The sequence below is a fragment of the Micromonospora sp. NBC_01740 genome, from assembly GCF_035920365.1.
Lineage (GTDB): Bacteria > Actinomycetota > Actinomycetes > Mycobacteriales > Micromonosporaceae > Micromonospora > Micromonospora reichwaldensis.
The window spans coordinates 6,335,304-6,358,190 of the sequence record NZ_CP109150.1; the positions used below are offsets into that span (position 1 = coordinate 6,335,304).

Consider the following 22,887-nt stretch of genomic DNA (forward strand, 5'->3'; position numbering starts at 1 on the left):
ACGGGCGGCCACCCGGCTGGCCGCCCGTGGGCGGCACCCGCCCGGCGAGAGTCAGCTCGCCGGGCGCAGCTCGCGGGGGCGCTGCACACCCATCGCGGCGCGGTACGCGTCGTCCAGCGCGCGACCACCGCCCTCCTCACAGGCCACCACCTCGCCCCGGACGAGTACGTAGCCACGGTCGACGATCCGGCGCAGCACCCCCAGGGCCGGCTCGGCGAGCAACACCGCCACGCCCTCGGCGGCCAGCGCGGTCACCGTCCGGCCGAGCTCCTGCACGATCAGCGGAGCCAGCCCGGTCGTCATCTCGTCCAGCAGCAGCACCCGGGGCGAGCCCATCAGCGCCCGCGCCACCACCAACATCTGCTGCTCGCCGCCGGAGAGCACCCCGACCAGGCTGCGGCGGCGGGTCTGCAGGATCGGGAAGCGGTCCAGCGCGCCCTGCACGACGCTGCGCGGCAGGTGCAGCAGTTCCGCCATCACCTGGAGATTGTCGACGACGTCGAGGTGCGGAAAGAGCTGCCGCCCCTGTGGGACGATCGCGATCCCCGCCCGGGCCCGGGCCGCCGGCCGCAGCCGGCTGACGTCGGTGCCGTCCAGCAGGACCTGACCGGTGGCGGGCACCGAGCCGTAGGCGGCGAGCAGCAGGCTGCTCTTGCCCGCGCCGTTCGGCCCGACCAGCGCGGTGATGGTGCCGCCCGGCACCGTCACCGTCGCGGCGGAGAGGGCGCTGGCGTGCCCGTACCGGACGCTCAGCCCCTCCACCCGCAACTCATGAGCGGACATCCTCCACCCTCCCCTGTCGTCGCACCTGGTTGCCGGCGACGGCCGCGTCGCCGTCCGCGCCGGTGCCATCTCCGTCCTCCGCACCGTCGTCGTCGGCGTCGTGCGCGCCGAAGTAGACCCGCTGCATCTCCGGGCTGGCCAGGCACTCCGCTGGAGCACCGTCGAAGGCGACCCGGCCCCGGTCGAGCAGCAGCACCCGGTCGACCAGCCGGGCGACCAGGTCCACGTTGTGGTCGACCAGGATCACCGCGTGCCCCCGCCGCTGGACGGTCCGGATGACCTCGGCGATGCCGGCGACACCCTGGGCGTCCGACCCGGCGAAGGGCTCGTCGAGCAGCAGGACCACCGGATCCTGGCCCAGGGCCCGGCCGACCTCGACCAGGCGTTGCTCGCCCAACGTGAGGTCACCCGCCATCCGGTCGAGCCCCTCGATGCCCAGTTCCCCCGCCAGTTGCCTGACGGCCTCCCGGTCGGCGGGGCGCTCCGGGCGCATTGCGCCGGCGAACGCGCCGACCAGCATCTGCCAGGGCGTGCCGTGCCGTCGCGCGTGCCGGCCGAGCAGCAGGTTGTCCCGCACGCTCAGGTGCAGCGCCAGCTGCGGGTACTGGAAGGTCCGCCCGAGGCCGACCCGAGCCCGCCGGGACGCCGGACCGGTGAGCTTGCGACCGCGCAGCAGCAGCTCGCCGGCGGTGGCCGCCTGCGCGCCGGAGATCAGGTCCACCAGGGTCGTCTTGCCGGCTCCGTTCGGCCCGACCAGGCCGAGGATCTCGCCCGGACGCAGCTCGAAGGACACCTCCGCCAGCGCGGTCACCCCGCCGTACCGCTTGGTCAGGCCGCGGCCGACCAGCAGCTCCGTCTCATCCACCGGTACGCCCCCTCCGTGGCAACGCGATCGCGCGCCGTCTCAGCTCGTCGGCGTAGCCGATCACGCCCTTCGGCGCGACCAGCATGATGACCAGCACGCCCAGCGCGAGCAGCAACGTGCCGCTGGCCTGCACGGCCGGGAAGTTCAAGGTCAGCTGGACGGCGAGCACGGCGCCGGCGACCGCGCCCCAGGGGGTGCCGGAGCCGCCGATCAGCGGCATGAAGATCGCCAGGAAGACGATGTTCAGCGTGAAGGTGTCGGGCGTGACGCTGCCGGCCGAGTAGGTGAACAGGCCGCCGCCGACCGCGGCGATCGCCGCGCCGAGCGCCAGCGCGACCAGGTTCATCATCGGTACGCGGACACCGGCCGCCTCCACCGCCCGGGGAGCGTCCCGCATCGTCCGCACGATCACGCCCCACGGCGACAGGCGCAACCGGTCCAGCAGGAAGGCGACGACGCAGACCACCACCACCGAGCCGACCACCACCTGGTAGTGGCTCGGCGTCCAGCCGAACAGGTGCAACGGACGCAGGTTGCCCAGGCCGGCGGAGCCGCCGGTGATCCCCTCGCCGTCGATGAGGAACGCGGTGAACGCCATCCCGAAGAGCAGGGTCACCGCCGCGAGGAAGAACCCGGAGAGCCGCCGGGTGGCGAGCCCCAGCAGGACCGCGATGAGCGCCGCCACGATCGGGCCCGCGATCCAGGCCAGCAGGAGTGGCAGGTCGGTACGGGTCGAGATCAGGCCGACGGCGTACCCACCGATGCCGGCGTACGCGCTGTAGGCCATCGACAGCGAGCCCGCCATCAGGTACGGCACGTACATGCCGAGGGCGATCAGCGCGTACGTGACACTGGCGGTGACGAGCGTCTGCCGGTAGCCGTCGGAGCCCACCCAGGCCAGGATCAGCACCGCCGCGGCGACGCCGAGGGCGAGCCCGCCGATGCCGGGCACCTGACGGATGTCGCGGCGCCTCGGCGGGCCCTCGATGCGAGGCGCCGCCGTGCCGGTCATGCGCGCACCATCCGGACGAAGAGTCCCTGGGGACGGAAGGCGAAGAAGAGCAGGGCGATCAGGAGCATCCCGTACACGTGTGACTGGCCCCCGAAGTAATAGGGCAGGAAGACCTCGGCCAGGCCGAGCAGCATCCCGCCGAAGAGAGGCGCCCAGACCGAACCCGTGCCGCCGATCACGACGGCGAGGAAGCCGGACAGCGACCAGTGCAGTCCCGAGAGCGAGTGCACGCCGGCCTTGGGGGCGAAGAGCAGCCCGGCCAGCGCGGCGAGGAAGCCCGCCAGCAGGAAGGCGATCAGCCGGATCCGGTTGACCGGCAGGCCGAGCAGGGACGCCGCCTGTTTGCTGTCCCCGACCGCCCGCAACATCCGGCCGGTCCGGGTTGATCTGATCCAGACCGCGACCAGGCCGAAGGCGAACAGCGTCACGCCGATCAGCAGGAACGAGCTGGGCTGGACCACGATCTCGCCGACCGTGACCGGTTCGAAGGTGGCCAGGTTCTGCCCCGGCAACGTCGGGTGGCCGAAGAGGTACCCGGCGAACTGCTGGATGGCGAAGAGCACGGCGGCCACCGCGACCAGGGCGGGGAGCTCACCGCCGCCGCTGCGCCGCTGCACCGGCCGGACGACGCCCAGCTCGGTGACGGCCGCGAGCAGCAGGGTGACCGCCACCGCTATGCCGGCGGCCGACCAGACGCCGAGGTCGTACTCGATGACCAGCCAACTCGTGCAGAGGCCGCCCATCATCGCGTACGGGCCGATGGCGAAGTTGAAGAAACCGGCACCGACCTGGACAAGGTAGTAGGCCAGGGCCAGCATGCCGAAGAAACAGCCCATCTCCACCGCGGAGAGCCAGAGCTGGGGATCTGTCATCGTCACTCCCTCGGGAACGGCGGGAGGAGACCGGCCTCGACGGCCGGCCCCCTCCACCGGATCAACCGGAACAGGGCGGCTGGAAGGTGGACCAGGGGCCCTTCGGCTTGTTGTCGGCACCGAACTCGATCAGGGAGAGCCCGCACAGGCCATCCGCGCCGAGATGCTTCGTCGCCGAGAACGACAGGGTGAAGTTCGGCTGTCCGAAGCTGGCCGAGTAGCCGGTGAGGCTCTGGATCGCGGTGTTCAGCTTCGCCGGGTCGTCCGGGCTGCCGGCCTTCTCGATGGCCAGCTTCAGCAGCTGCACCGAGTCCCAGGCCTGCGCGTCGTACGCGGTGACCTCATAGTCCTTGCCGTGCTTCTTCTTGAGCAGCTCGGTGAGCGCCTTGGTGCGGGGGTTCTCCTGGTTGATCGAGCCCATGAAGATCAGGCCCTCCAGCGCACCGGCGTTGGCCAATTTCCAGGAGGAGGGCTGGTTGCCGATCGACGCCAGCGAGAACCGCGGCTTGCCGGAGAACTGCCGGGCCAGGGTGTTCTGGGCGAGCACCTCGAAGGCACCGCCGACGCTCGTCACCAGCACGGCGTCCGGGTTGGCGTTCTTCAGCCGGGCCACCTGGGCGGAGAGGTCGGAGGCGTTGGCGGCGCCCTTCTCGGTGGCCACCACCGTGACGCAGCCGAGCCCGCCCAGCAGCGACTTGTTGAGCGCGGCGATGGTGGTGGTGTCGTCGGTCAACACGCCCAGCTTGCTGATGTTCGCCGCCTTGAACGCGCCGCAGTAGACGTCGGCCCAGTCGGCGGTGGTGTTGGCGAGCATGTAGATCAGCTCGTTGTTGGGCGGCTCGACCAGCGTGGCGGTGACGCCGGTCGGTGCGATCGCCGGCAACCCGAGCTGGGTCAGCGTCGACTTGGCCTGCATGATCGCCGCGCTGCCGCTCTGCAGCAGCAGTGCCTTGGCACCCTGTCCGGCGAGCTTCTGCAGCACCGCGGGAACCTTGGTCGGATCGCTCTCGTCGTTCTCGACGACCAGGCGTAGCGGACGGCCGAGGACCCCGCCCTTGTCGTTGACGTCCTGCACGGCCAGCCGGATCGTCTCGCCGGCGATCGTGCTGTAGGACGCGCCCGGACCGGTGCTGTCCTCGTCCATCCCGATGATGATGGGGGACCCGGAGGCGGTCCCATCGGTGGGCTTGTCGTTGCCGCCGCCTCCACCACAGCCGGTGACGGCCAGCAACAGGGCAACCAGGCCCGTCGCCAGACCGGTGGTGCCACTTCTTGATACGGCCACTTCTATCCCTGCCTTGCCGGTCGTCAGTGATAGGTAGTTGTGCGTCTCGCGTCGAAGTCGGTCGGCCGGCCCGGACGGCCGACCGGTGGCTGCCGCGCGCCCACGAGGCTCCGGCCGGGAATGAGGGCCACCCCTCCCCAGAACCTAGCAAGCGCTTGGTTGTTTCCAATGATGGTGTCAGCCGCGGGCTGTGTCAAGCACCACAATGTGAGCTGCATGTTACGAATGAATCAAGAAGCACTTTCATCTTCGAAGTCGTCCGACTGCTGGGACACGCCGACGGCTTCGCAGCTCAGCCCCGGTCGCCGAGCGAGATCACCAGGCACCTGCGCGCCGCGGGCCACTCCAGCGCCCACAAGATCGATTACACTCCGTCACCAACGACGGATCGAGCCGACCTCGCGGTCGGCGGGCGGAGCCCGGCGACGGGTCGCCGGGGCGGGATCTGCCCGAACGGCACGGGCCGTGGAAACCGCCGACCGGCCGGTGGCGTGGACGTCCTCGGCCAGTGCCGGGACAACATGGAAGTGATCCAGCGGCGTCACACACAGCGGGTGCGCCGAGGACCAGGCCGACGCGGTCTTCGGCGATCCGGAGCCGGTCGGGGGCACCGCGCAGATCACGGCCGGCCCAGCCGATCGATCCCGCCGCCTGGCATCGCCGGCGCCGGGCGTACGCGATCGGCAGAGGGCTGCCGGAGCGTCCGGCGACACCGGTCGAGGGTCCACGCGGGGATCCGCGCTCGCGGCGAACGGGCCATCGCCACGCTCAAGACCTGGAGAATCCTGACCAAGTTGCGCTGCTGCCCCCACCAAGCCACCGCGATCGTGCAGGCCATCCTGGTCGTGCATCACGTCGAAGCGGGCCGCTACGCAGGATGGAAGATAGCTCATGGTCCGGCCATGGTTGCCCACGTGGCCGCTTCGGTTACGTGGGCAACCATGGCGGGTTGGATCCGGGGATCAGGTGCAGGTGATGATGAGACCGGTCAGCACGGTGCAGTTCCAGCTGATGGTGTTGTCGGCGGGGTTGGCTTCGTTGGCCGGGATCAGGCTGATGGACACCGTGTAGGTGCCGAGCGCGAGCAGGTTGACGTTGAAGAAGGCGTTTCCTGGCTGGTTGGTCGCGCCTGCGGGAATGACGAAGTTCAGGCCGCAGGAGAAGGACTGTCCGGAGACGAAACCGCCGGTGCAGGCACTGGAGACCTGGCTGGCGAAGCCGGCTGGGTCGGCGCTGCCCGAGAAGACGTTCGGGTTGGTGCTGGCGACCGGTCCCACGTTGGCGCTGGTCCAGTTGAAATTGAGCTGGTTGCCGCTGCGGTTGACAGGCCCCTTGGTGAGGATCAGGTCGGACGTGGCGGGGTTGACGGTGATGGTGGGGCCGGTGGTCAGGCCAATGGTGCTGTTGCTGGAGGTGTAGAACTGGGCGTTGCCCTTGAACGTGCCCGCCGTTGTGGCGGAGTCGACTGTGAAGGTGATGGTGTAGGAAAACGCCTGGTTGTTGGTGAGATTGATCGGGTAGAGCTTGTACTTGTTGGTGATCTCTGAGCAGGTGGGTGTGGACGGGATGCCCGAGCCGCAGGTGGGGCTAGACGTGAACGAGGTGAGCGTGCCGGTGGTGCCGGCGGTGCCGGAGCCGGCGGAGACCTCGATGCGGGCGTTGGTGTAGTTGCCGTTCGAGGTTCCGGTGATCGTCAGGGTGACGGTCGATCCGGCGGTGACGGTGGTGGGGCTGGCGGAGATGGTCAGGGCCGGGTGGGCCGAGGCCGGGCCGGCGATTACGGCCGTGGCCGCTGCCGTGGCCAGCAGGATCACGGCGGCTCGGGCCGCCGATCGCCGCATGGTCGGGACGAGCATGACAGACTCCTAGTCTCTGCGATCCCTGACAGCGTGAAGTGCGCAGGGTTGTATGAGTATCACAGTGCGCAACAATGACCATCATGAATGAACCATGTTCATCCTGCGTAGCGGTTGGCTTCGACGTGGTGCAGGACGAGGATGGCCTGCACGATGGCGGTGGCGCGGCGTGGGCAGCAGCGCAGCTTGGACAGGATCTTCCAGGTCTTGAGCGTGGCGATGGCGCGTTCGCCACGAGCACGGTTGCGTGCGTGCGTCCGGTTGACCACCTTCTGTCGGCGTGACAGCTTCGGTCGGAAGCGTCGCCGCTTGAAGGGTGTGCGCAAGCTGCCGCGAGCGCCCTGGTAGCCCTTGTCGGCGAAGGTCATCACGTCTGCGCTGGTCAGCGCGTCGGTGATGCCGTGAATGCGGGCGGCGGTGAGGTCGCGCGCCGAGCCCGGTAGTGCCGGTGAGGCCCACACCAGTCGGCCTACGGCATCGACGATGACCTGCTGCGCCGTTGGGTTTGGTTCATGCGCAGCAATCGACACAAACCGATACTTAACCGTGGATGTGCCTTATCGGCGCTATCCCGCTCGGCTGAAGATCAGCCAGCCTTGACGGATCCTAGCCAGGCGTTGGGGCCCGTCTGTGCGCGCGAGCCCTCTCAGCCGGACGCGCCTCCACGACCCGACGCGGTGCTCGCTCATGGCACCCCTTTATGTCAAGGCGCCGCTGACACCAGGGGTTTAGGGTGGTTGGTGGCGGGTCCGGGAAGTGGCTTGTCCGAAGGGCCGATGTCCGGGGTTAGGTCGGTCACGCTGGATTGCAGAGTCGTCCCCGAGTGCCCTCCCGGATCCGCCGCCTGCCTGCGTTTCTGGTCGGTGATCATGCGGGCGTAGACGACGTTGGACAGTCGGCGTTTGAGGGCGCGCATGGCTTCCATGGAGGTCTTCCCGGCGGCCTTCTTCGCGTCGAAGTAGGCGCGGCCTTCGGTGCGGTTGCGCAGCTGGACGACGGCCATGATGTGCAGTGTGCGGTTGATGCGGCGGTTGCCGGCGCGGGAGAGTCGGTGACGCTTCTGGTCGCCGGAGGAGGCGTCCAGCGGGGCGGTGCCGTTCCAGGACGCGAACCGGTCGCGGTCGGCGAAGCGGCGGATGTCGCCGACGTCTGCCAGCAGCCGGGCTGCACCTGAGGGGCCGATGCCGTGCAGGTCCATCAGGGTGGAGCTGCGGGCGACCACCAGTTCCTTGAGGTCCTTCTCCGCGGTCTTGATCTTCTTGTCGATGCCCTCGAGTTCACCGATGAGCTCGACGGCGAGACGGCGCCGGGTCTTGCCCACGATGTCGCGGGGTTTGATGGTCGCGATCAGCGCCCGTGCCTGTCGTGCGGACAGGAATTGCTTTGCCCCGCCGGGAAAAAGCTCCAGCAGCAGCCGGTGCAGCCGGTTGATGGTCTGCGTCCTGGCGCGGCCCAACTCGTCGCGACGGTCGACCAGCATTCCCATCACCTGCAGGTCCGGGTCGAGCTGGACTTGCACGAGGTTCGGGGTGCGCAGTGCGACCATCGCGACCGAGTGCGCATCCACCGGGTCGGTCTTGCGGCCGTTGCCGCTGGCGAACACCCGCACCTGCGCCGACAGCTTCGCGGGTACGTCGAGCACCGTCTCACCGTCATGCAGCAGGCGGTGGGCGATGTGCTTGCCGATGCCGTTGCAACCCTCGACCGCCCACACCCGATCGGCGTACTGGCGGCCGGCGGCGAGCATCTGCGCGTAGCCGGTCTTGTCGGTGCCGTACCTGCCCACTGCGAGCACCCGGGCACGTTCGTCGACGACCTCGATGGTGGCCGAGCGCTTGTGCGGGTCCATCCCGATGATCACAGACATCGGCGCCTCCCTTGGCTGAACCGGATGGGGTTGTCAGCAAGGAGGGCACCGCTACTTCGAGCAGGACAAACCCCTTTCCAGCCTCTCCTCGCGCGGTGCCCGGCGAGACCGCAGGCCATGAGAGAGCCACACCAATGACACCGGTGGGCAGCCGCAATGTGGGAGCGTCTCGCCGGGCACCTGGACCGAGTCTGGCCGGACATCGATCCTGAACCAAGTCTCTAAGTAGCCGATGTGAGTGCCTAGTTCCCTTGCTCAACCTGCCCGATCCGCAATGATCTGGACTGCATTCTCGTTGCCGGGATACTCGGCCTGAAGGTCGCCGTCGAACAAGCGCCAGCAGAAGTCGTTCATCCGGGCGGCGGCGGGGGCATGTCTGGCGATGATTTCCCCTATGGGCGGCGGCAGGTCCGGTGGGATATCGCCGGCCGCGCATCGGCGCACAAACTGGTCGCGTGCAACGGGACCGCTGCCGACCGGCACGGGCACCCCGCATACTGAGGTGACCAACCAGTTCACCAGCCGCATGGAAGCATAGTCGGCATCATGACCGGCATTGCGGGCAGCGAAGTCGCGCTCGGCGTCCGACAGGTCGAAGCGCGGCGAGGTGGCGAGCCCGAAGTCGACAAGGTAAAGCCGCTCTTCGTCGGCCCGGATGTTGCCGAAGTGTCCGTCCAAGTGCAGTATCTCGCGGTTACGCAGGAACGCCACCATCTCGAACAGCTGCCGCTCGACCGCCGCGGCTCTGCCGACCGGGTCGCTCAGCCAGCGAGGCAGCTCGTCGGGGAGATGTTCGAGGAACAGCACGAGGCTCGCGGTGGCGCCCGCCAGCGCTTCAAAGCGCACACGCACGGCCTGGTTACCGCCGAACTGGGCGACGACGGCGTCGATGTCGAGGTGCTCGGCCGCGACCGGCGGGCGGCCGGGCAGCACCCGCCAGTGGTACAGCAACGGGAACGATTCCGCCTCGCCGGCGAGGACGCCCTCAGTGACGCTCTGGTTCGCGGCCAGTTCGCGCCACGCGCCGAAGCCCGGGCCAGCCAGGCGGTACATGCCGTATTGCCAATGGACTGGCATGCCGAACAGGTTCGCTGTGCTGTGTGGATGAGCCAGCTCCCGGTCGGTGATCGGGACCCGCTTGACGAACACGGGCACGCCGTCGACGTCGGCGATCGAAGAGCTGCCGCCCACGCCCACGCCCTGAGTGACGCGGCCCGCAACAACGCTGCCAGTTCACCATCGGTGCGCCCGGCCAGCAGCGCCGCGACGCCGTCATGGCGGGAACGTCGCGTGAGGACCACCACTGCATCATGCCATCGAGCGACAGCCCTTGGACACGGTGCGAAGTGGTCTCCTTCGCCAGGCTGATTGACGCGCCCGATTGACAGTGACGGTTCTGAACGGGTTCGGGAAATGCTGGCAGGGCGCCATGACAACGCACTGTCATGGCACCCCTTTATGTCAAGGCGCCGCTGACACCAGGGGTTTAGGGTGGTTGGTGGCGGGTCCGGGAAGTGGCTTGTCCGAAGGGCCGATGTCCGGGGTTAGGTCGGTCACGCTGGATTGCAGAGTCGTCCCCGAGTGCCCTCCCGGATCCGCCGCCTGCCTGCGTTTCTGGTCGGTGATCATGCGGGCGTAGACGACGTTGGACAGTCGGCGTTTGAGGGCGCGCATGGCTTCCATGGAGGTCTTCCCGGCGGCCTTCTTCGCGTCGAAGTAGGCGCGGCCTTCGGTGCGGTTGCGCAGCTGGACGACGGCCATGATGTGCAGTGTGCGGTTGATGCGGCGGTTGCCGGCGCGGGAGAGTCGGTGACGCTTCTGGTCGCCGGAGGAGGCGTCCAGCGGGGCGGTGCCGTTCCAGGACGCGAACCGGTCGCGGTCGGCGAAGCGGCGGATGTCGCCGACGTCTGCCAGCAGCCGGGCTGCACCTGAGGGGCCGATGCCGTGCAGGTCCATCAGGGTGGAGCTGCGGGCGACCACCAGTTCCTTGAGGTCCTTCTCCGCGGTCTTGATCTTCTTGTCGATGCCCTCGAGTTCACCGATGAGCTCGACGGCGAGACGGCGCCGGGTCTTGCCCACGATGTCGCGGGGTTTGATGGTCGCGATCAGCGCCCGTGCCTGTCGTGCGGACAGGAATTGCTTTGCCCCGCCGGGAAAAAGCTCCAGCAGCAGCCGGTGCAGCCGGTTGATGGTCTGCGTCCTGGCGCGGCCCAACTCGTCGCGACGGTCGACCAGCATTCCCATCACCTGCAGGTCCGGGTCGAGCTGGACTTGCACGAGGTTCGGGGTGCGCAGTGCGACCATCGCGACCGAGTGCGCATCCACCGGGTCGGTCTTGCGGCCGTTGCCGCTGGCGAACACCCGCACCTGCGCCGACAGCTTCGCGGGTACGTCGAGCACCGTCTCACCGTCATGCAGCAGGCGGTGGGCGATGTGCTTGCCGATGCCGTTGCAACCCTCGACCGCCCACACCCGATCGGCGTACTGGCGGCCGGCGGCGAGCATCTGCGCGTAGCCGGTCTTGTCGGTGCCGTACCTGCCCACTGCGAGCACCCGGGCACGTTCGTCGACGACCTCGATGGTGGCCGAGCGCTTGTGCGGGTCCATCCCGATGATCACAGACATCGGCGCCTCCCTTGGCTGAACCGGATGGGGTTGTCAGCAAGGAGGGCACCGCTACTTCGAGCAGGACAAACCCCTTTCCAGCCTCTCCTCGCGCGGTGCCCGGCGAGACCGCAGGCCATGAGAGAGCCACACCAATGACACCGGTGGGCAGCCGCAATGTGGGAGCGTCTCGCCGGGCACCTGGACCGAGTCTGGCCGGACATCGATCCTGAACCAAGTCTCTAAGTAGCCGCAATCCGATCGCCGCACGGCGTCCCAACGAGCTGGTGGGTTGCCGAAGGGCAGGCATGCCGTAATCAAGTCGCCGACAACGATGAGCCGATCGGAGTTCACCCAGACCGGTCAGCTCGCGCTGGCGGTCCCGTCGAGATAGCCGACGTCCGTCGAGCCCGACGCGACGTGGACCTGGTAGCCCCAACGCCGCAGAACCTGGACGATCTTCGTGGCACCAGCCGGGTTGGCGGAGTGGACGTAGACGACACCGATGTCGAACCGGCGATCCTCGAAGGCGGCCCGTTCCAGCACCTCCACGACCGGCCAGATCGTGTCGTCCCCGCCCAGGTCATGGTCCAGCCACAACTCGTCCAACCGCTGCCCCCGGTACCGGTCGAGGAGCTGAACCCCAGCCGCACTGCTACGGGCCACTCCCGCACTGCGGCCGTCCACGAAGGAACGCAGATCATCAACCAGAACGATCCTGGCCCCGCTGGCATCCACCCAGAGATGATGCCTGAAGTCGCCGTGTTCCGGCATCCGGATCTGCCGATGTCCGCGCGTTGGCCCCCGCCCGGCGTAGTGCACGGTCGTGCCGATGTGCGGATGAGTGTTTCTGGCCTCGGTAGCTTGCTGCCGCTGCCCACCTCAGGGCGGCGGGACCGCCGGGCGGCGCTCCGAAACGTTCCGCGGCTCTGCTCCGGTGAAGTTCGCCATCTTCACTCTGCGGCCGGCCGGAGGCGCCTCGCCGTTGCGGACGAGAAGGTTCAGTTTACCGATGGTGAGACCGGTGGCGATCGGCAGATCCTCTGGGTGCCGTCGCCGAGGACGCAGCGCAGGACGCCGTCGTCGTCACGGCGACGGGCAGGATGAGGGGGCCGCGGCGACGGCCCTGGTGAGGCCGGCGTCGACCTGCGGCGTGCCCACCGCCCACCGACCCCTAAGTGAGGATCGAAGGTGTTGCTTTGATCCACTCGCTGTGCGTAGGATCCCCCACCAGGAGGGCAATACATGGTAAAGCGGCATCCGACTACTAATACACGCAGTCGGATGCGGCGCTCACCTTATGGTTGAGTTGATTTTTTGAGGTTGTTTGCTGCGATCACATGAACGCTCGCCTACTCGCGGCGAAAGCCGTCGGGTCAGCATACTTTTCCCCGGGCATCCATCCACACGAGGGCTGGAGCCATTCATGCATCTGTCCGTCTTCAGACGGAAGGGACCGAAAGGCACACCGTCAGACGTGTGGCCGCTCGATTCCGCTCCGCAACAGTATCACTAATTCTCTGTCTATGCGCTGCCCCCAAGGAGCCGAAGCATGCACGACGTCTTACCTTCGGCCGTCCGTGGTATCCCGGGTGGGGTGGCCCTCCAGACCATCCTGACGGCGGCCTCAACCAGGCGGTCAGCATGGGTGGTCTCAGCTGATGCCTACAGACCTGGTGGCGTCTAGAGCGGGCTGCCGGCCCGGCATTCACTCCCCGCGCGGCTCACGTCCCCCGCCCTTGCCTACTCTCCGTTATCCCTCCTCCTGCTGGTCAATCCCTCTCCTTTCACGCCACGCCAGAGGAGAGAACGCAACCCATCTCTGCCACAGGAGCGGCCGTGACTGAGCAATCGCCCGAGTTAGCCGACCGGGTTCCAGGAGACGAATCACTCCTCGAACTGCCAACCGACCGGCCGCGTACTCGTGCTGCCGGTAGCCGTAGGGCGGACGAGCCATTCGCCATCACCGGAGTCATGGCCGAACAGGTCGACGCATTGGCTGGTCGGGTCGGGACCGACAGGTGGGTGGTTCTCCAGACCGCATGGCGCCTGCTGCTGCACCGGTACAGCGGGCAGAGACGATTCGTCATGGGTGTCATGGGTGTGCCCGTCGGGTCAGCCAGGGCGCACGAGCACACCACGGAGCCAGGCACCGTCGTCGAGTGCGGCGATCCCGGGCCACTGGGGTTCGACGCGTTGGCCAGAGCAAACGCCTCCGAGCTCGGGTGCCTCCTTGGCAATCCGGCAGAACAACCGGGCGACGGCGGACACCGAGCCGGATCTCGGACCCAGACGGCACGCGCGGTCTTTGCCTGGTACGGCGAGGGGACGACGGTCCACGGCGAGCCGTTGGAGTCCCCCGTGGCCGATGGGAGCACCTTCCGGGCGGAGATCAGACTGACGATGACCGCGACCTCCGCCGGTCTCGACGGTCGGCTCAGCTACGACCCCGAATTGTTCGACCGCGACACCACCCGCCGCATGGTCACTCACCTGATGACTCTCCTGGGCAGCGCATACGCTGATCCGCACACCCCTGCTCGTCTTCTCACCCTGCTGACGTCCGACGAGACCGCCACGATCACCCGGCAGTGGGGCCGGGGCCGGGCAGCCAGCACGCCCGACCTGTGCCTGCACGAGCTGTTCGAGAGGCAGGCGGACCGGGTGCCGGACGCCCTCGCGGTCTCGTGTGGTGAATCCACGCTCACCTATGGGGAGCTGGAGCGTCAGGCCAACAAACTCGCTCGGCTGCTCCGTCAACGCGGGATCGGGCCGGAATGCCGGGTGGGCATCCTCCTGGGGCGGGAGCCGAGGGTGATCGTCGCGATCCTGGCGATCCTCAAGGCTGGCGCAGCATACGTACCGCAGGACCGCGATCAGCCTCTGGAGCGGACGGCGACCACTCTCGCGGCCGCCGGTGTCAGCCTGACCATCACGGATGCCGACACCGCTGACCTTCTGGTGCCGACTGGTCTTCCCGTTCTGGACGTCGATCGGCATGCCACCGAGCTGCGGGCACAACCGAGCGACCGACCGGAGTCCCTCGCCGCCCCACGCAATCTGGCGTACGTCATCTTCACCTCCGGCTCCACCGGCACGCCGAAGGGCTCGATGATCGAGCACCGAAGTGCCGTTAACTACCTGCTGTGGGCTGATTCCGTGCTGCCCACGGGCCATCGGCAGGGCACCCTGGTGCATAGCCGACTGAGCTTCGACTTCACCGTGCCGTGCATCTTCGTACCCCTCATGAGGGGCGCGGAGGTGGTGTTGCTGCCCGACGGCGCGAGGATCGACAAGGTGGTCGACGCGCTCACCGGCGACGCCGACTTCGACTTCGTCCGGCTCACCCCGTCGCACCTCGAAGTCCTCGAAGGGCAGCTTCGACTGCGGGGCGGAGGACTGGCCACCAGGACGCTGTTCGTCGGCGGTGAACCGCTGCGACTGGAGGTCGTCAGGTCCCTCGCGGCCAGGGCAGCGGGGCTGGCGGTGCTGAGCCAGTACGGCGCCACGGAGGTCACCGTCGGCGGTTGCTGCGTGGATGCGACCGCCGTTGCCGCCGCAGGCGGTCGAGGCACCACGCCTCTGGGACGCCCCAACCCCAACATCGACGTCTACGTGCTCGACGAGAATCTTCAACCGGTCCCGTACGGGGTCGTCGGCGAAGTGGTGTTCGGTGGTTCCGGGGTCGGCCGCGGTTACGTGAGGTCACCGGGTCTCACCGCTGAGCGCTTCGTGCCCGACCACTTCGGCGGCCGCCCGGGTGCCCGCCTGTACCGGACGGGGGACCTCGGACGATACCGCGCGGACGGGACGCTGGAGATCGTCGGGCGCCGGGACCGTCAGGTGAAGGTGAACGGGCATCGGATCGAACTCGGTGACGTGGAGAACGTACTGCACACCCACCCGGGGGTGGATCGGGCCGTCGTAGGCGTGGTCGGTCGTCCGGACGGACGGCGTCGCCTGGTGGCCCACGTGCAGCCTCGCCCGCTGGTGGAACCGGTCACCGCTCGACACCTCCAGGAGATGTGCGCCGCCGCGCTGCCGTCGTACATGGTGCCGGCCAGCATCGTCATCGTGGAGAAGATGCGGCTCACGCCGAACGGCAAGATCGACGTGAAGGCGGTTGCCGATCACGCCGACCGCGTCGGCGACGAACCCGCCCCCCTCAGTGTCGACGAGCAGCGGATTGCGCGGACGTGGCAGACGGTGCTCGGGGTGGACGTGGTGGAGTCCGCAGACGACTTCTTCGCGCTTGGTGGCGATTCCCTCGCGGCGATGCGCGTGGTCCACCTTCTGGAATCGGCGGAGCATGTCCGGATCGGGTTGGATGACATCTTTGCCCATCCGGTCCTGTCAGCACTGGCGGCGCGGGCGACAAGGGTGGAAAGCCCCGCCCAGCCGGCCGTCGCCGCCGAGGATTCGGCAGGCCAGCCGGCCGGCGGCCTGTCCCCCACCCAAAGCGGTCAGTGGCTCCTGCACCAGGTGTATCCCGAACTACCGATATACAACGTTCCCCTGGCGTACGAGCTCACGGGGCAGATAGACGTGGCCGCGCTGAACCAGGCGTTGCACCTCCTGGTGAGCCGGCACGAGGTGTTGCGCACGTCCTTCCCGGAAAGCCGTGGCGTCTCCACCCTGCGGGTGCATCCCGACGTGAGCGTCAGCCTCGACGAGGTCGATGCGACGGGGAATGACCCAGCGGTTATGGAGGCGCAGATGCGCCTGGTGGCGCGGACACCCTTCGACCTCGAACGCGCACCCCTGCTGCGCGGCAGCCTGGTTCGGCTTCGCCCTGACAGGCATGTTCTGCTGCTCTGTCTGCACCACATCATCTGCGACGACTGGTCGATCGGTGTCCTCACCAAGGAGCTGAGCGAGCTCTACGACAGCGTCGTGGAATCGCGGCCGGCACGACTGCTGACGCTCGACGTCACGTACTCCGAGTTCGCGGCGTGGTACCAGCGATGGCTCAGCGGCGAACGGCTGGCGCGCCAGCTGGACTACTGGCGTTCAGCCCTCGCCGGCTACGTCCCCTTCGACCTGCCCACCGACAGGCCGCGCCCGAAACAGCGACCGGTGAGCGGCGATCGGGTCGAGGTCGACCTGCCCGGTCCCCTCATGGGCCAACTCCGTGCGACGGCTGAGGATCACGGCTGCACGCTCTTCATGGCGGTCGCCGCGGCGTTCCAGGAACTGCTGGCACGATACGCCGACCAGGACGACGTGGCGATGATCGTGCCGGTCGCGGGCCGCCATCATCCCGGTACGGAGTCTCTCGTGGGGCTCCTGATGAACACGGTCGTCCTGCGCGTCCATACCGGCGGCGCGCCGACGTTCGTGGAGATGATGGAGCGGGTGAGGCAATCGGCGCTCGGCGCGTTCAGCAACTCGGACGTGCCTTTCGTTCGGCTCGTGCAGGAGCTCAGCCCTCCCCGCGACCGGAGCCGCCAGCCCTTCACGCAGGTCGCCTTCGCACTTCAATCGGTCACGCCTGCCCCCGTAACCTTCGCCGGCACGGAGGTCCGACAACTGTCCATTCACAACGGAACTGCCAAGCTCGACCTGATGGTCGAGGTGATCCCCGTTTCGCCGACACGATGGTCGTTGCGCGCCGAGTTCGCTACCGAGATATTCGACCGCGATGCGATACAGGAGTTGGTTCTGCACTTCCGTCAGCTACTCACCGCCGGAGCGCGGGACCCGAAAGCACAGCTCTCGGGGGTGCAGCTGGTGGAGGAGCGCCACCCCTCGTAGACGGCCATAGAGCTTGGTGCTGCCGTCCAGCACCGATGTTCGACTCGAATCAGCCGGATGCACCGGTCGACCCCTCGATACATAGAAATCGGTCAGGAATGAGAAGCGATTACCGCCCCGGCAGGCGAACCGTCATCCTGTGCGTCGCGGCCAGCGATTCCCACGTCGTCGCGAACCACCTCATAGCCTATTTGCTCAGGTCCCGCGGCTTCAACGTGGTGAACCTCGGCGCCTGCACGACGGTGTCCGATATGTGCGATGCGCTTCTCCGGTGGCCTGAAGCGGAGGCGGTGCTCGTCGGCAGCCTCAACGGACACGCACGACAGGATCTCGCCGACCTGCCAGCGGCGAAGGAACGCGGCGCGATCACCTGCCCGGTGATCGTCGGGGGCAACCTGTCGGTGGCCGTGACCGACGACATCAGCCAAGAGGCGGCCCTCTACGCCCTGGGGGTGGATCACATCCTCCGCGACCCGTCCACGATCCCCACGGTGCTCGACCAACTCCGGGGGCGACCCGACGGCGAGGTGACCGCCTTCTCGGGTGCGCCACGCATCGAGGAGACAGCCGATGGACACCGATGAGCTTCCATCGGCTGCCGATTCGATCGGCTTCATCAAAGGGCTGGACAAGCCCACTGTCTCCGATGTCCTGAGGGCGGCGCAGGCCCAGGGCCTGGTGGCGGTTCAGCCGCGATGCGGTGTCGGCGGTCATGAGCAGATGCGCGCCCTGCTGCTCGCCCTCGAAGAAGGCGCCCACCCCGACATCCTGAGTCTGACGATCGACTCCTACACGCGGCTCAACCAGTTCGACAGGGCGCTGTCGTCGTTGTCCAACGCCCCTGAGGAAATGAACGGCTACCCGCTGGTGACGCATGGTTGGCGGCGCGGACGCGACCTCAACCAGGCGGTCTCGGCCCCGCTGGAGGTACGCCATGGCTCTCCGTTGCCGCACCGACTGTTCGAAACCACGATCGCGTCAGGAATAACGTCCTTCGAGGGCGGCGGGATATCGTACAACCTGCCGTACTGCAAGGACGTGCCGCTCGCGGCCTCGTTGGACGCGTACGCGGAGATCGACGCGAGGTGCGGCGAGCTGGCTCAGGCGGGCGTGGTCGTCGACCGTGAACTGTTCGGCAGCCTCACCGGCGTGCTCGTGCCGCCGTCGGTCAGTCTCGCGATCAGCGTGTTGGAAGCGGTCATGGCCACCCGTGCCGGAGTGACCTGCGTGTCGATCGCGTATCCGCAGGCCGGCAACCTGGTGCAGGATGTCGCCGCGCTGCGCGCGATCCGGTCTCTCGCGAGCCGCTACCTACCCTCGTCAGTCGACGTGCATCCGGTGCTCCACGAGTTCATGGGTGTCTTTCCGAAGAGCCGCGCCCGCGCGGAGCAACTCATATTCGCGGGAGCCCTGACCGCGAGGCTCGGCGGCGCGGCGAAGGTGGTCACGAAGACGATCCAGGAGGGTTACGGCATCCCGGACGCCTCGGCGAACGTTCATGGGATGCGCCTCGCACGGATCGCGAACGCCCCATTCGTCCGCGCCATCCGGCTCGACGAGGACGCCCTGGAGGAGGAGCAGCACTGGATCGAGCGCGAGGTGGATGAGATCGTGGGTCCACTGCTCGGCGCCGCCAGTCTTCCACTGGCAATCTCCTCGGCATTCGAACGCGGCTCCCTGGACGTTCCCTTCAGCGCGAGCAGGCACGCGAGGTCGAACGTCATGCCGTGTCGGGATCGCGCTGGCGCGGTCCGCTATCTGGACGCGGGCGGGCTTCCCTTCTCCGAGGACGTCATGCGTCGAAACCGCAGCCTGCTCGATGACCGGTGGCTCACGGCCACCGATCACGACCGGATGCGACTACTGATGGCGGACATCAACTACTTCCTTGAGCCGCCAGGCGAGCAGGATTTCGACTTTGCGCCGACTGTGGTTGATTCGGCAACCCAGGGAGCTGATCCGGAGGAAACGTATGCTGCATGACTGGTTCATCCGGAGCGTCGAGAAGTATCCAGACGAGCCCGCGCTGATCGCCGACGGACGGCAGTTCAGCTATGCCGAGCTCGACGGGATCTCCCGCAGCATCGGCCACCGCCTGCTCGCCGAGGGCGTCGACCGGCCGCGAATCGGCCTGCTGTCCACGCGTACCGTCGAGACCTACGCGGCCTACCTCGCGGGGCTGCGGATCGGCGGTGTCGTCGTGCCGCTCGACCCTGCCCATCCTGTGGATCGCCTGGCCGTGGTCGCCCGCTCAGCCGGCCTGGACTTCGTCGTCGCCGACGACACGGCGGACGCCGCACTCCTGGACACGCTCCCGGCCCGTGTCGTACGCGTCGGGTCGCCGTCGGCATCGGACACCACTGCCGGATTGGCGTCGCGGAACAGCCTTCCCGACTGGACGGGCGATCCCCACGACCTCGCCTATCTGCTGTTCACCTCGGGCTCGACGGGCCAGCCCAAGGGCGTGCCGATCAGGCACGGCAACGTGGACCCGTTCATCGATCTCAACGTCGCCCGCTACGGGATGGAACCAGGCTGCCGACACTCGCAGATGTTCAGCCTGACGTTCGACCTGTCGATCTTCGACATGTTCGTCACCTGGGGATCCGGCGCCGCTCTGGTGGTGCCGTCGGCCGACGACCTCTACGATCCGGTCGAGTTCGTCAACAAGTACCGGTTGACGCACTGGTTCTGCGTACCCTCTCTGGTTTCCATGGCCACCCGAGCGCGGCTGCTGTCTCCGGGATGCATGCCGTCGCTGCGCTGGAGCCTGTTCTGCGGGGAGCAGCTCACGCTCAACCAGGCGCAGGCATGGGCCGAGGCGGCGCCGAACAGCACGTTGGAGAACCTCTACGGGCCGACCGAGCTCACGGTGGCGATGACGTCATATCGCCTACCGAAGGAACGCGGCGCCTGGCCGGCGACATCCAACGGAACAGTGCCGATCGGCGCGGTGTACCCGCATCTGGACTCTCAGATCGATCCAGAATCCGGCGAGCTGCAGGTGCGGGGCTCCCAGCGGTTCCACGGCTATCACGACGCCAAGGACAACGAGGGACGGTTCATCGAACCCGCCCTTCCTCAACCCGGGTCCGACCGCCCCGAACCAGGGCCTGAGGCGTGGTACCGCACCGGCGACCGGATCGCCCTCGAAAATGGAATCCTCGTTCACCTGGGCCGCTTGGACCACCAGGTCAAGATCCGCGGATACCGGATCGAGATACACGAGATTGAAAGCGCCATGCGAATGTGGGCAGGGGTCGATGACGCGATCGTCCACGCGGTCGCGCATCTCGACGGGCAGCTCGAGCTCGCCGCCGTCTGCACCGGTGACGTTCCGTCAGGGCGTGAACTACGCAACCTGCTTCGCCCCCACCTGCCCGACTACATGATCCCTACGCGCATCGCGACCTTGGACGGCCTTCCCGTGAACGATCGCGGCAAGACCGACCGAACGGCCTGCGCGGAACTGCTGCAGAAGAGGTTCGCGCGCTGAGTTCGGCCGTCCGGAGCATGGCGAACGGGATGGCGATGTCTTCAGCGGGCGGGATGGAGTGCGTTTCTTCGGTGACCGCCCGCCCGAGTGGTGGCCTCAGCGGCGAGCAGCCGGGCAGAGTCCGAGTTTGTCCCTTCTACTTCTTCTGGAGAATCTGATGCCCATGGATCAACTTGCGCGGAAGTCGCTGGAGGAGTCGATGTGCGCCCTGTTCGCCGAGTGTCTCGACATCGAGACCGTTTCGGTGACGGACGACTTCTTCGACGTCGGTGGCCACTCGCTGCTCGCGGCTGAGGTCGTGACGAGGATCAACGTCGAATTGGCGGTCGACCTGAGGCTCCGTGACTTCTTCCGCAATCCGACTGTCGCGGACGTCTGTGAGCTCATCGCCGAACAGGAGGGCGTCGTCCGGAGCGAGCGCTCGTGAGGACACCCAGCGCCGCCGCTCCGGCCCTGTCCTCGTCGGACAGCGCCTCGGCCAGCGGCCCGACAACGGCGGGAGTCAGCTTCCAGCGGTGGCTGTCCCACGGCGGTCACCGCTCGGCGGTTGAGAGCCGGAGTTGAGGAGCACCGGCGCGAGCAGGGTGCCTCGTTCGGTGGTGCCGCGGATGACGGTGCTCGGGTCCCTGACCAGTCGGGAGGTGAGACCGGTGAGCCCGGCCGGTCCGTAGTGCAGCCCCCACACCGCGTGCCAGTCTCGCACCGGGCCGCCCTGCTCGTCGTAGCCCGGTTCGATCCGGGGCACCACCCGCCGCTGCACGATGTACCGGCCGTCCCTGGCCGCCGTGGTGAGCGCGGCGCGCCACGTCGTGTCGTCAACCGTCCAGCCGGCCACCGTGCCCTCCCCCCGGGCCAGCGTGGTCGGTTTGAGGATGTTGTCGGACCGGTCGCGGATCAGACCGGTCAGGTCGTACGACGCGTCGATGCGGGTCGCCTGGGGCAGGATCCGGCGCAACGCAGCGCGTTCGGCCTCGGTCAGCGCGCCCTGTACTGCGGGCAACTGCACCAGGGCGAGGCAGGACTTGCTGTTGAACACGTCATGCGCCGGTACGGTGACCACCGGCGGCATGGTGCCGTCCGCTGCGGGGTGCAGCCGCCGCCAGGCGATCGCCGGTTCCGGCTCGGCGGCGAGTTCCTCCAGGTTGAACAGCCGCAGGATCGCGCTGACTCCGGCGACACCGTCGGCGATGGTCCCGTCGGGTTTCGACAGATCGGCGATTTCTGCCAGCCGAGTCCGGAAGGGGCGCGTCTCGATCCGCTCGGCCATCGGCTGCCATGCGGCGGCCCACTCCGCGAGTGCGCCGGTCGCCTCGACCATCAGCACCTCCCTGAGCTCGCCAGGCCTGCCGGCTTCCTGCTCCGGCGCCGCCGCGTCCAACACGTCGACCAGGCCGGTGACGGAATCGAGGTGACGTAGTCCGTGGCGCTCGGCGAAGGAACTGAATCGTGGGTCGGCCAGGATCGCGGCAGCCAGAGGTGCCCGCCGCACCCCGCCGACCGCGGTGCTCAGGCCCAGCTCGATCACCTTGAAGCCGGTGCCGTCGTGGATCAGGTCGGCGCGGCCGTACCGGACGAGGCGTGGCAGGTCGGTGTCGACGAGCATCGGGCGGATCGCCGCCGGCGCGTCGGTCAGCGCGCCGAACGCGGCCAGGCTGCCGCCCGCGAGAAGATCGGGCAGTCTGCCGACGACATCGAGCAACACCTCGAAGTCGGCGTAGAACGAAGCGATCTCACGCTCCGCGACGAACATCGGGCGCGGGAAGGTGCGCGCCGCGAGTTCCGGCCCCAGCACCGCGACCGCGTGATCGGCTGGCAGGTCGGCCGGCAGCTTGCCGCCTCCGACCGCCCTCAGGTAGTCCGCGGCGGGGTCGGGAAGGAACACCGGGCCGGTGGAGCCCATCAGGCGCCCCCTGCCCTGGTCGCGACGCGCAGGTGGTGCGGCGTGCCGTGGCAGGAGCGGCTCGGCGTCGGCCGTCCAGGCTGACAGGAGCAGGGCATGGTCTGCCTCCAACTGGCGCAGCAAGCGGTGATCGGCGTGCAGGAGTTGACAGCGACCGGGAACGGGTCGCCTGGTCGAAGGTGGCTGTCGACGGAGTGGAAGGACTCGGTTCCTCCTTGGCTCCGACATCACGAAGAGGTCGAACCCGAGGGCTGGAAGGAGCCGCTGCCAGCGGTCGACGAGTGATCAAGGCCATGATCAGCCATAACTGCCTGTTTGGCAACGAGGGAGTTGTCGGTCCCCGGGTTCCCGCACCGGGTTGCCGCCCATCAGCTCGCTGCCGACATGAGCACGACCGAGTCCGGCCCGGTCCGGGCAACCCCGCCGCCTGTTGCCGCACGCCGGCGAAAGCCTCGCCGACGCGGGCACGACGGCGGGCGGCTGGGCACTCCGTCGCGCCGCCGGCCAGCGGGCGTGGTCACCGAGGGCGGAGGCGACGATGAGAGTGGGATGAGGCCGCCGATGAAGATCGCCACGACGAGCGTCATGAGGAT

Annotated in this window: 16 protein-coding genes and 2 pseudogenes; 6 read left to right on the top strand and 12 right to left on the bottom strand. The window is 68.1% G+C overall.

Annotated elements, in window-relative coordinates:
• Window positions 1–51 precede the first annotated feature (51 nt).
• From OG989_RS27560 to OG989_RS27580, 5 genes are all read right to left on the bottom strand, one after another.
• A complete protein-coding gene (locus OG989_RS27560) occupies window positions 52–783 on the bottom strand; it encodes an ABC transporter ATP-binding protein (protein ID WP_151452325.1) in 732 nt (243 codons plus the stop codon).
• Complete coding sequence (locus OG989_RS27565) at window positions 770–1,648, bottom strand: ABC transporter ATP-binding protein (protein ID WP_327028940.1); 879 nt, start codon at window positions 1,646–1,648, stop codon at window positions 770–772. Before OG989_RS27565 ends, OG989_RS27560 begins: the two co-directional genes overlap by 14 nt.
• A complete protein-coding gene (locus tag OG989_RS27570; RefSeq protein ID WP_151452326.1) occupies window positions 1,641–2,660 on the bottom strand; it encodes a branched-chain amino acid ABC transporter permease in 1,020 nt (339 codons plus the stop codon). Before OG989_RS27570 ends, OG989_RS27565 begins: the two co-directional genes overlap by 8 nt.
• Complete coding sequence (locus OG989_RS27575; RefSeq protein ID WP_151452327.1) at window positions 2,657–3,532, bottom strand: branched-chain amino acid ABC transporter permease; 876 nt, start codon at window positions 3,530–3,532, stop codon at window positions 2,657–2,659. Before OG989_RS27575 ends, OG989_RS27570 begins: the two co-directional genes overlap by 4 nt.
• A gap of 61 nt (window positions 3,533–3,593) precedes the next feature.
• Window positions 3,594–4,817: an ABC transporter substrate-binding protein gene (locus tag OG989_RS27580; protein ID WP_327028941.1), complete on the bottom strand. Its 1,224-nt coding sequence runs from the start codon at window positions 4,815–4,817 to the stop codon at window positions 3,594–3,596.
• Window positions 4,818–5,533: 716 nt separating this feature from the next.
• Here OG989_RS27580 and OG989_RS27585 point away from each other — a divergent pair.
• Window positions 5,534–5,695, top strand: a pseudogene (locus OG989_RS27585) (IS5/IS1182 family transposase); the annotation flags it as partial.
• An 84-nt stretch (window positions 5,696–5,779) separates the two neighbouring features.
• Here OG989_RS27585 and OG989_RS27590 read toward each other — a convergent pair.
• From OG989_RS27590 to OG989_RS27615, 6 genes and pseudogenes are all read right to left on the bottom strand, one after another.
• On the bottom strand, window positions 5,780–6,631 hold the full coding sequence (locus OG989_RS27590; protein ID WP_327028942.1) for a hypothetical protein: 852 nt from the start codon (window positions 6,629–6,631) through the stop codon (window positions 5,780–5,782).
• A 140-nt stretch (window positions 6,632–6,771) separates the two neighbouring features.
• Window positions 6,772–7,164, bottom strand: a pseudogene (locus OG989_RS27595) (transposase family protein); the annotation flags it as partial.
• 212 nt (window positions 7,165–7,376) lie between these two features.
• Window positions 7,377–8,534: an IS110 family transposase gene (locus OG989_RS27600; protein WP_327027842.1), complete on the bottom strand. Its 1,158-nt coding sequence runs from the start codon at window positions 8,532–8,534 to the stop codon at window positions 7,377–7,379.
• 261 nt (window positions 8,535–8,795) lie between these two features.
• Window positions 8,796–9,731, bottom strand: coding sequence for a serine/threonine protein phosphatase (locus tag OG989_RS27605; protein ID WP_327028943.1), 936 nt, complete (start codon window positions 9,729–9,731; stop codon window positions 8,796–8,798).
• Between the two features lie 270 nt (window positions 9,732–10,001).
• Window positions 10,002–11,159 (bottom strand): IS110 family transposase, encoded by a 1,158-nt coding sequence (locus OG989_RS27610; RefSeq protein ID WP_327027842.1) that lies wholly within the window; start codon window positions 11,157–11,159, stop codon window positions 10,002–10,004.
• Window positions 11,160–11,507: 348 nt separating this feature from the next.
• Complete coding sequence (locus OG989_RS27615; RefSeq protein WP_225851859.1) at window positions 11,508–11,882, bottom strand: cyclic-phosphate processing receiver domain-containing protein; 375 nt, start codon at window positions 11,880–11,882, stop codon at window positions 11,508–11,510.
• Between the two features lie 1,236 nt (window positions 11,883–13,118).
• On the opposite strand from OG989_RS27615, the gene OG989_RS27620 reads away from it, so the two are divergent.
• The 5 genes from OG989_RS27620 (at window position 13,119) to OG989_RS27640 (ending at window position 20,821) form a co-directional block, all read left to right on the top strand.
• The gene (locus OG989_RS27620) at window positions 13,119–16,898 is read left to right on the top strand and encodes an amino acid adenylation domain-containing protein (protein ID WP_327028944.1); all 3,780 of its coding nucleotides are present in this window, start codon (window positions 13,119–13,121) and stop codon (window positions 16,896–16,898) included.
• A gap of 98 nt (window positions 16,899–16,996) precedes the next feature.
• Complete coding sequence (locus tag OG989_RS27625; protein WP_151452331.1) at window positions 16,997–17,482, top strand: cobalamin-dependent protein; 486 nt, start codon at window positions 16,997–16,999, stop codon at window positions 17,480–17,482.
• A complete protein-coding gene (locus OG989_RS27630; protein ID WP_327028945.1) occupies window positions 17,469–18,881 on the top strand; it encodes a methylaspartate mutase in 1,413 nt (470 codons plus the stop codon). Before OG989_RS27625 ends, OG989_RS27630 begins: the two co-directional genes overlap by 14 nt.
• Entirely contained in the window at window positions 18,871–20,394 is a 1,524-nt protein-coding gene (locus OG989_RS27635) for an AMP-binding protein (RefSeq protein WP_327028946.1), read from the top strand. Before OG989_RS27630 ends, OG989_RS27635 begins: the two co-directional genes overlap by 11 nt.
• 127 nt (window positions 20,395–20,521) lie before the next feature.
• Window positions 20,522–20,821, top strand: a complete 300-nt coding sequence (locus OG989_RS27640) for a phosphopantetheine-binding protein (protein ID WP_327028947.1) — start codon at window positions 20,522–20,524, stop codon at window positions 20,819–20,821.
• Window positions 20,822–20,896: 75 nt separating this feature from the next.
• On the opposite strand, the gene OG989_RS27645 is transcribed toward OG989_RS27640, so the two are convergent.
• Window positions 20,897–22,294 (bottom strand): hypothetical protein, encoded by a 1,398-nt coding sequence (locus OG989_RS27645; protein WP_327028948.1) that lies wholly within the window; start codon window positions 22,292–22,294, stop codon window positions 20,897–20,899.
• Window positions 22,295–22,887: the final 593 nt, after the last annotated feature.

What these genes read in the sequence shown, in the direction of transcription:
- OG989_RS27620 (WP_327028944.1), top strand. Translation starts at nt 13,119, where the DNA reads ATGGCCGAACAGGTCGACGCATTGGCTGGTCGGGTCGGGACCGACAGG.
- OG989_RS27630 (WP_327028945.1), top strand. Translation starts at nt 17,469, where the DNA reads ATGGACACCGATGAGCTTCCATCGGCTGCCGATTCGATCGGCTTCATC.
- OG989_RS27635 (WP_327028946.1), top strand. Translation starts at nt 18,871, where the DNA reads ATGCTGCATGACTGGTTCATCCGGAGCGTCGAGAAGTATCCAGACGAG.
- OG989_RS27570 (WP_151452326.1), bottom strand. Translation starts at nt 2,660, where the DNA reads ATGACCGGCACGGCGGCGCCTCGCATCGAGGGCCCGCCGAGGCGCCGC.
- OG989_RS27625 (WP_151452331.1), top strand. Translation starts at nt 16,997, where the DNA reads ATGAGAAGCGATTACCGCCCCGGCAGGCGAACCGTCATCCTGTGCGTC.
- OG989_RS27560 (WP_151452325.1), bottom strand. Translation starts at nt 783, where the DNA reads ATGTCCGCTCATGAGTTGCGGGTGGAGGGGCTGAGCGTCCGGTACGGG.
- OG989_RS27575 (WP_151452327.1), bottom strand. Translation starts at nt 3,532, where the DNA reads ATGACAGATCCCCAGCTCTGGCTCTCCGCGGTGGAGATGGGCTGTTTC.
- OG989_RS27645 (WP_327028948.1), bottom strand. Translation starts at nt 22,294, where the DNA reads ATGGGCTCCACCGGCCCGGTGTTCCTTCCCGACCCCGCCGCGGACTAC.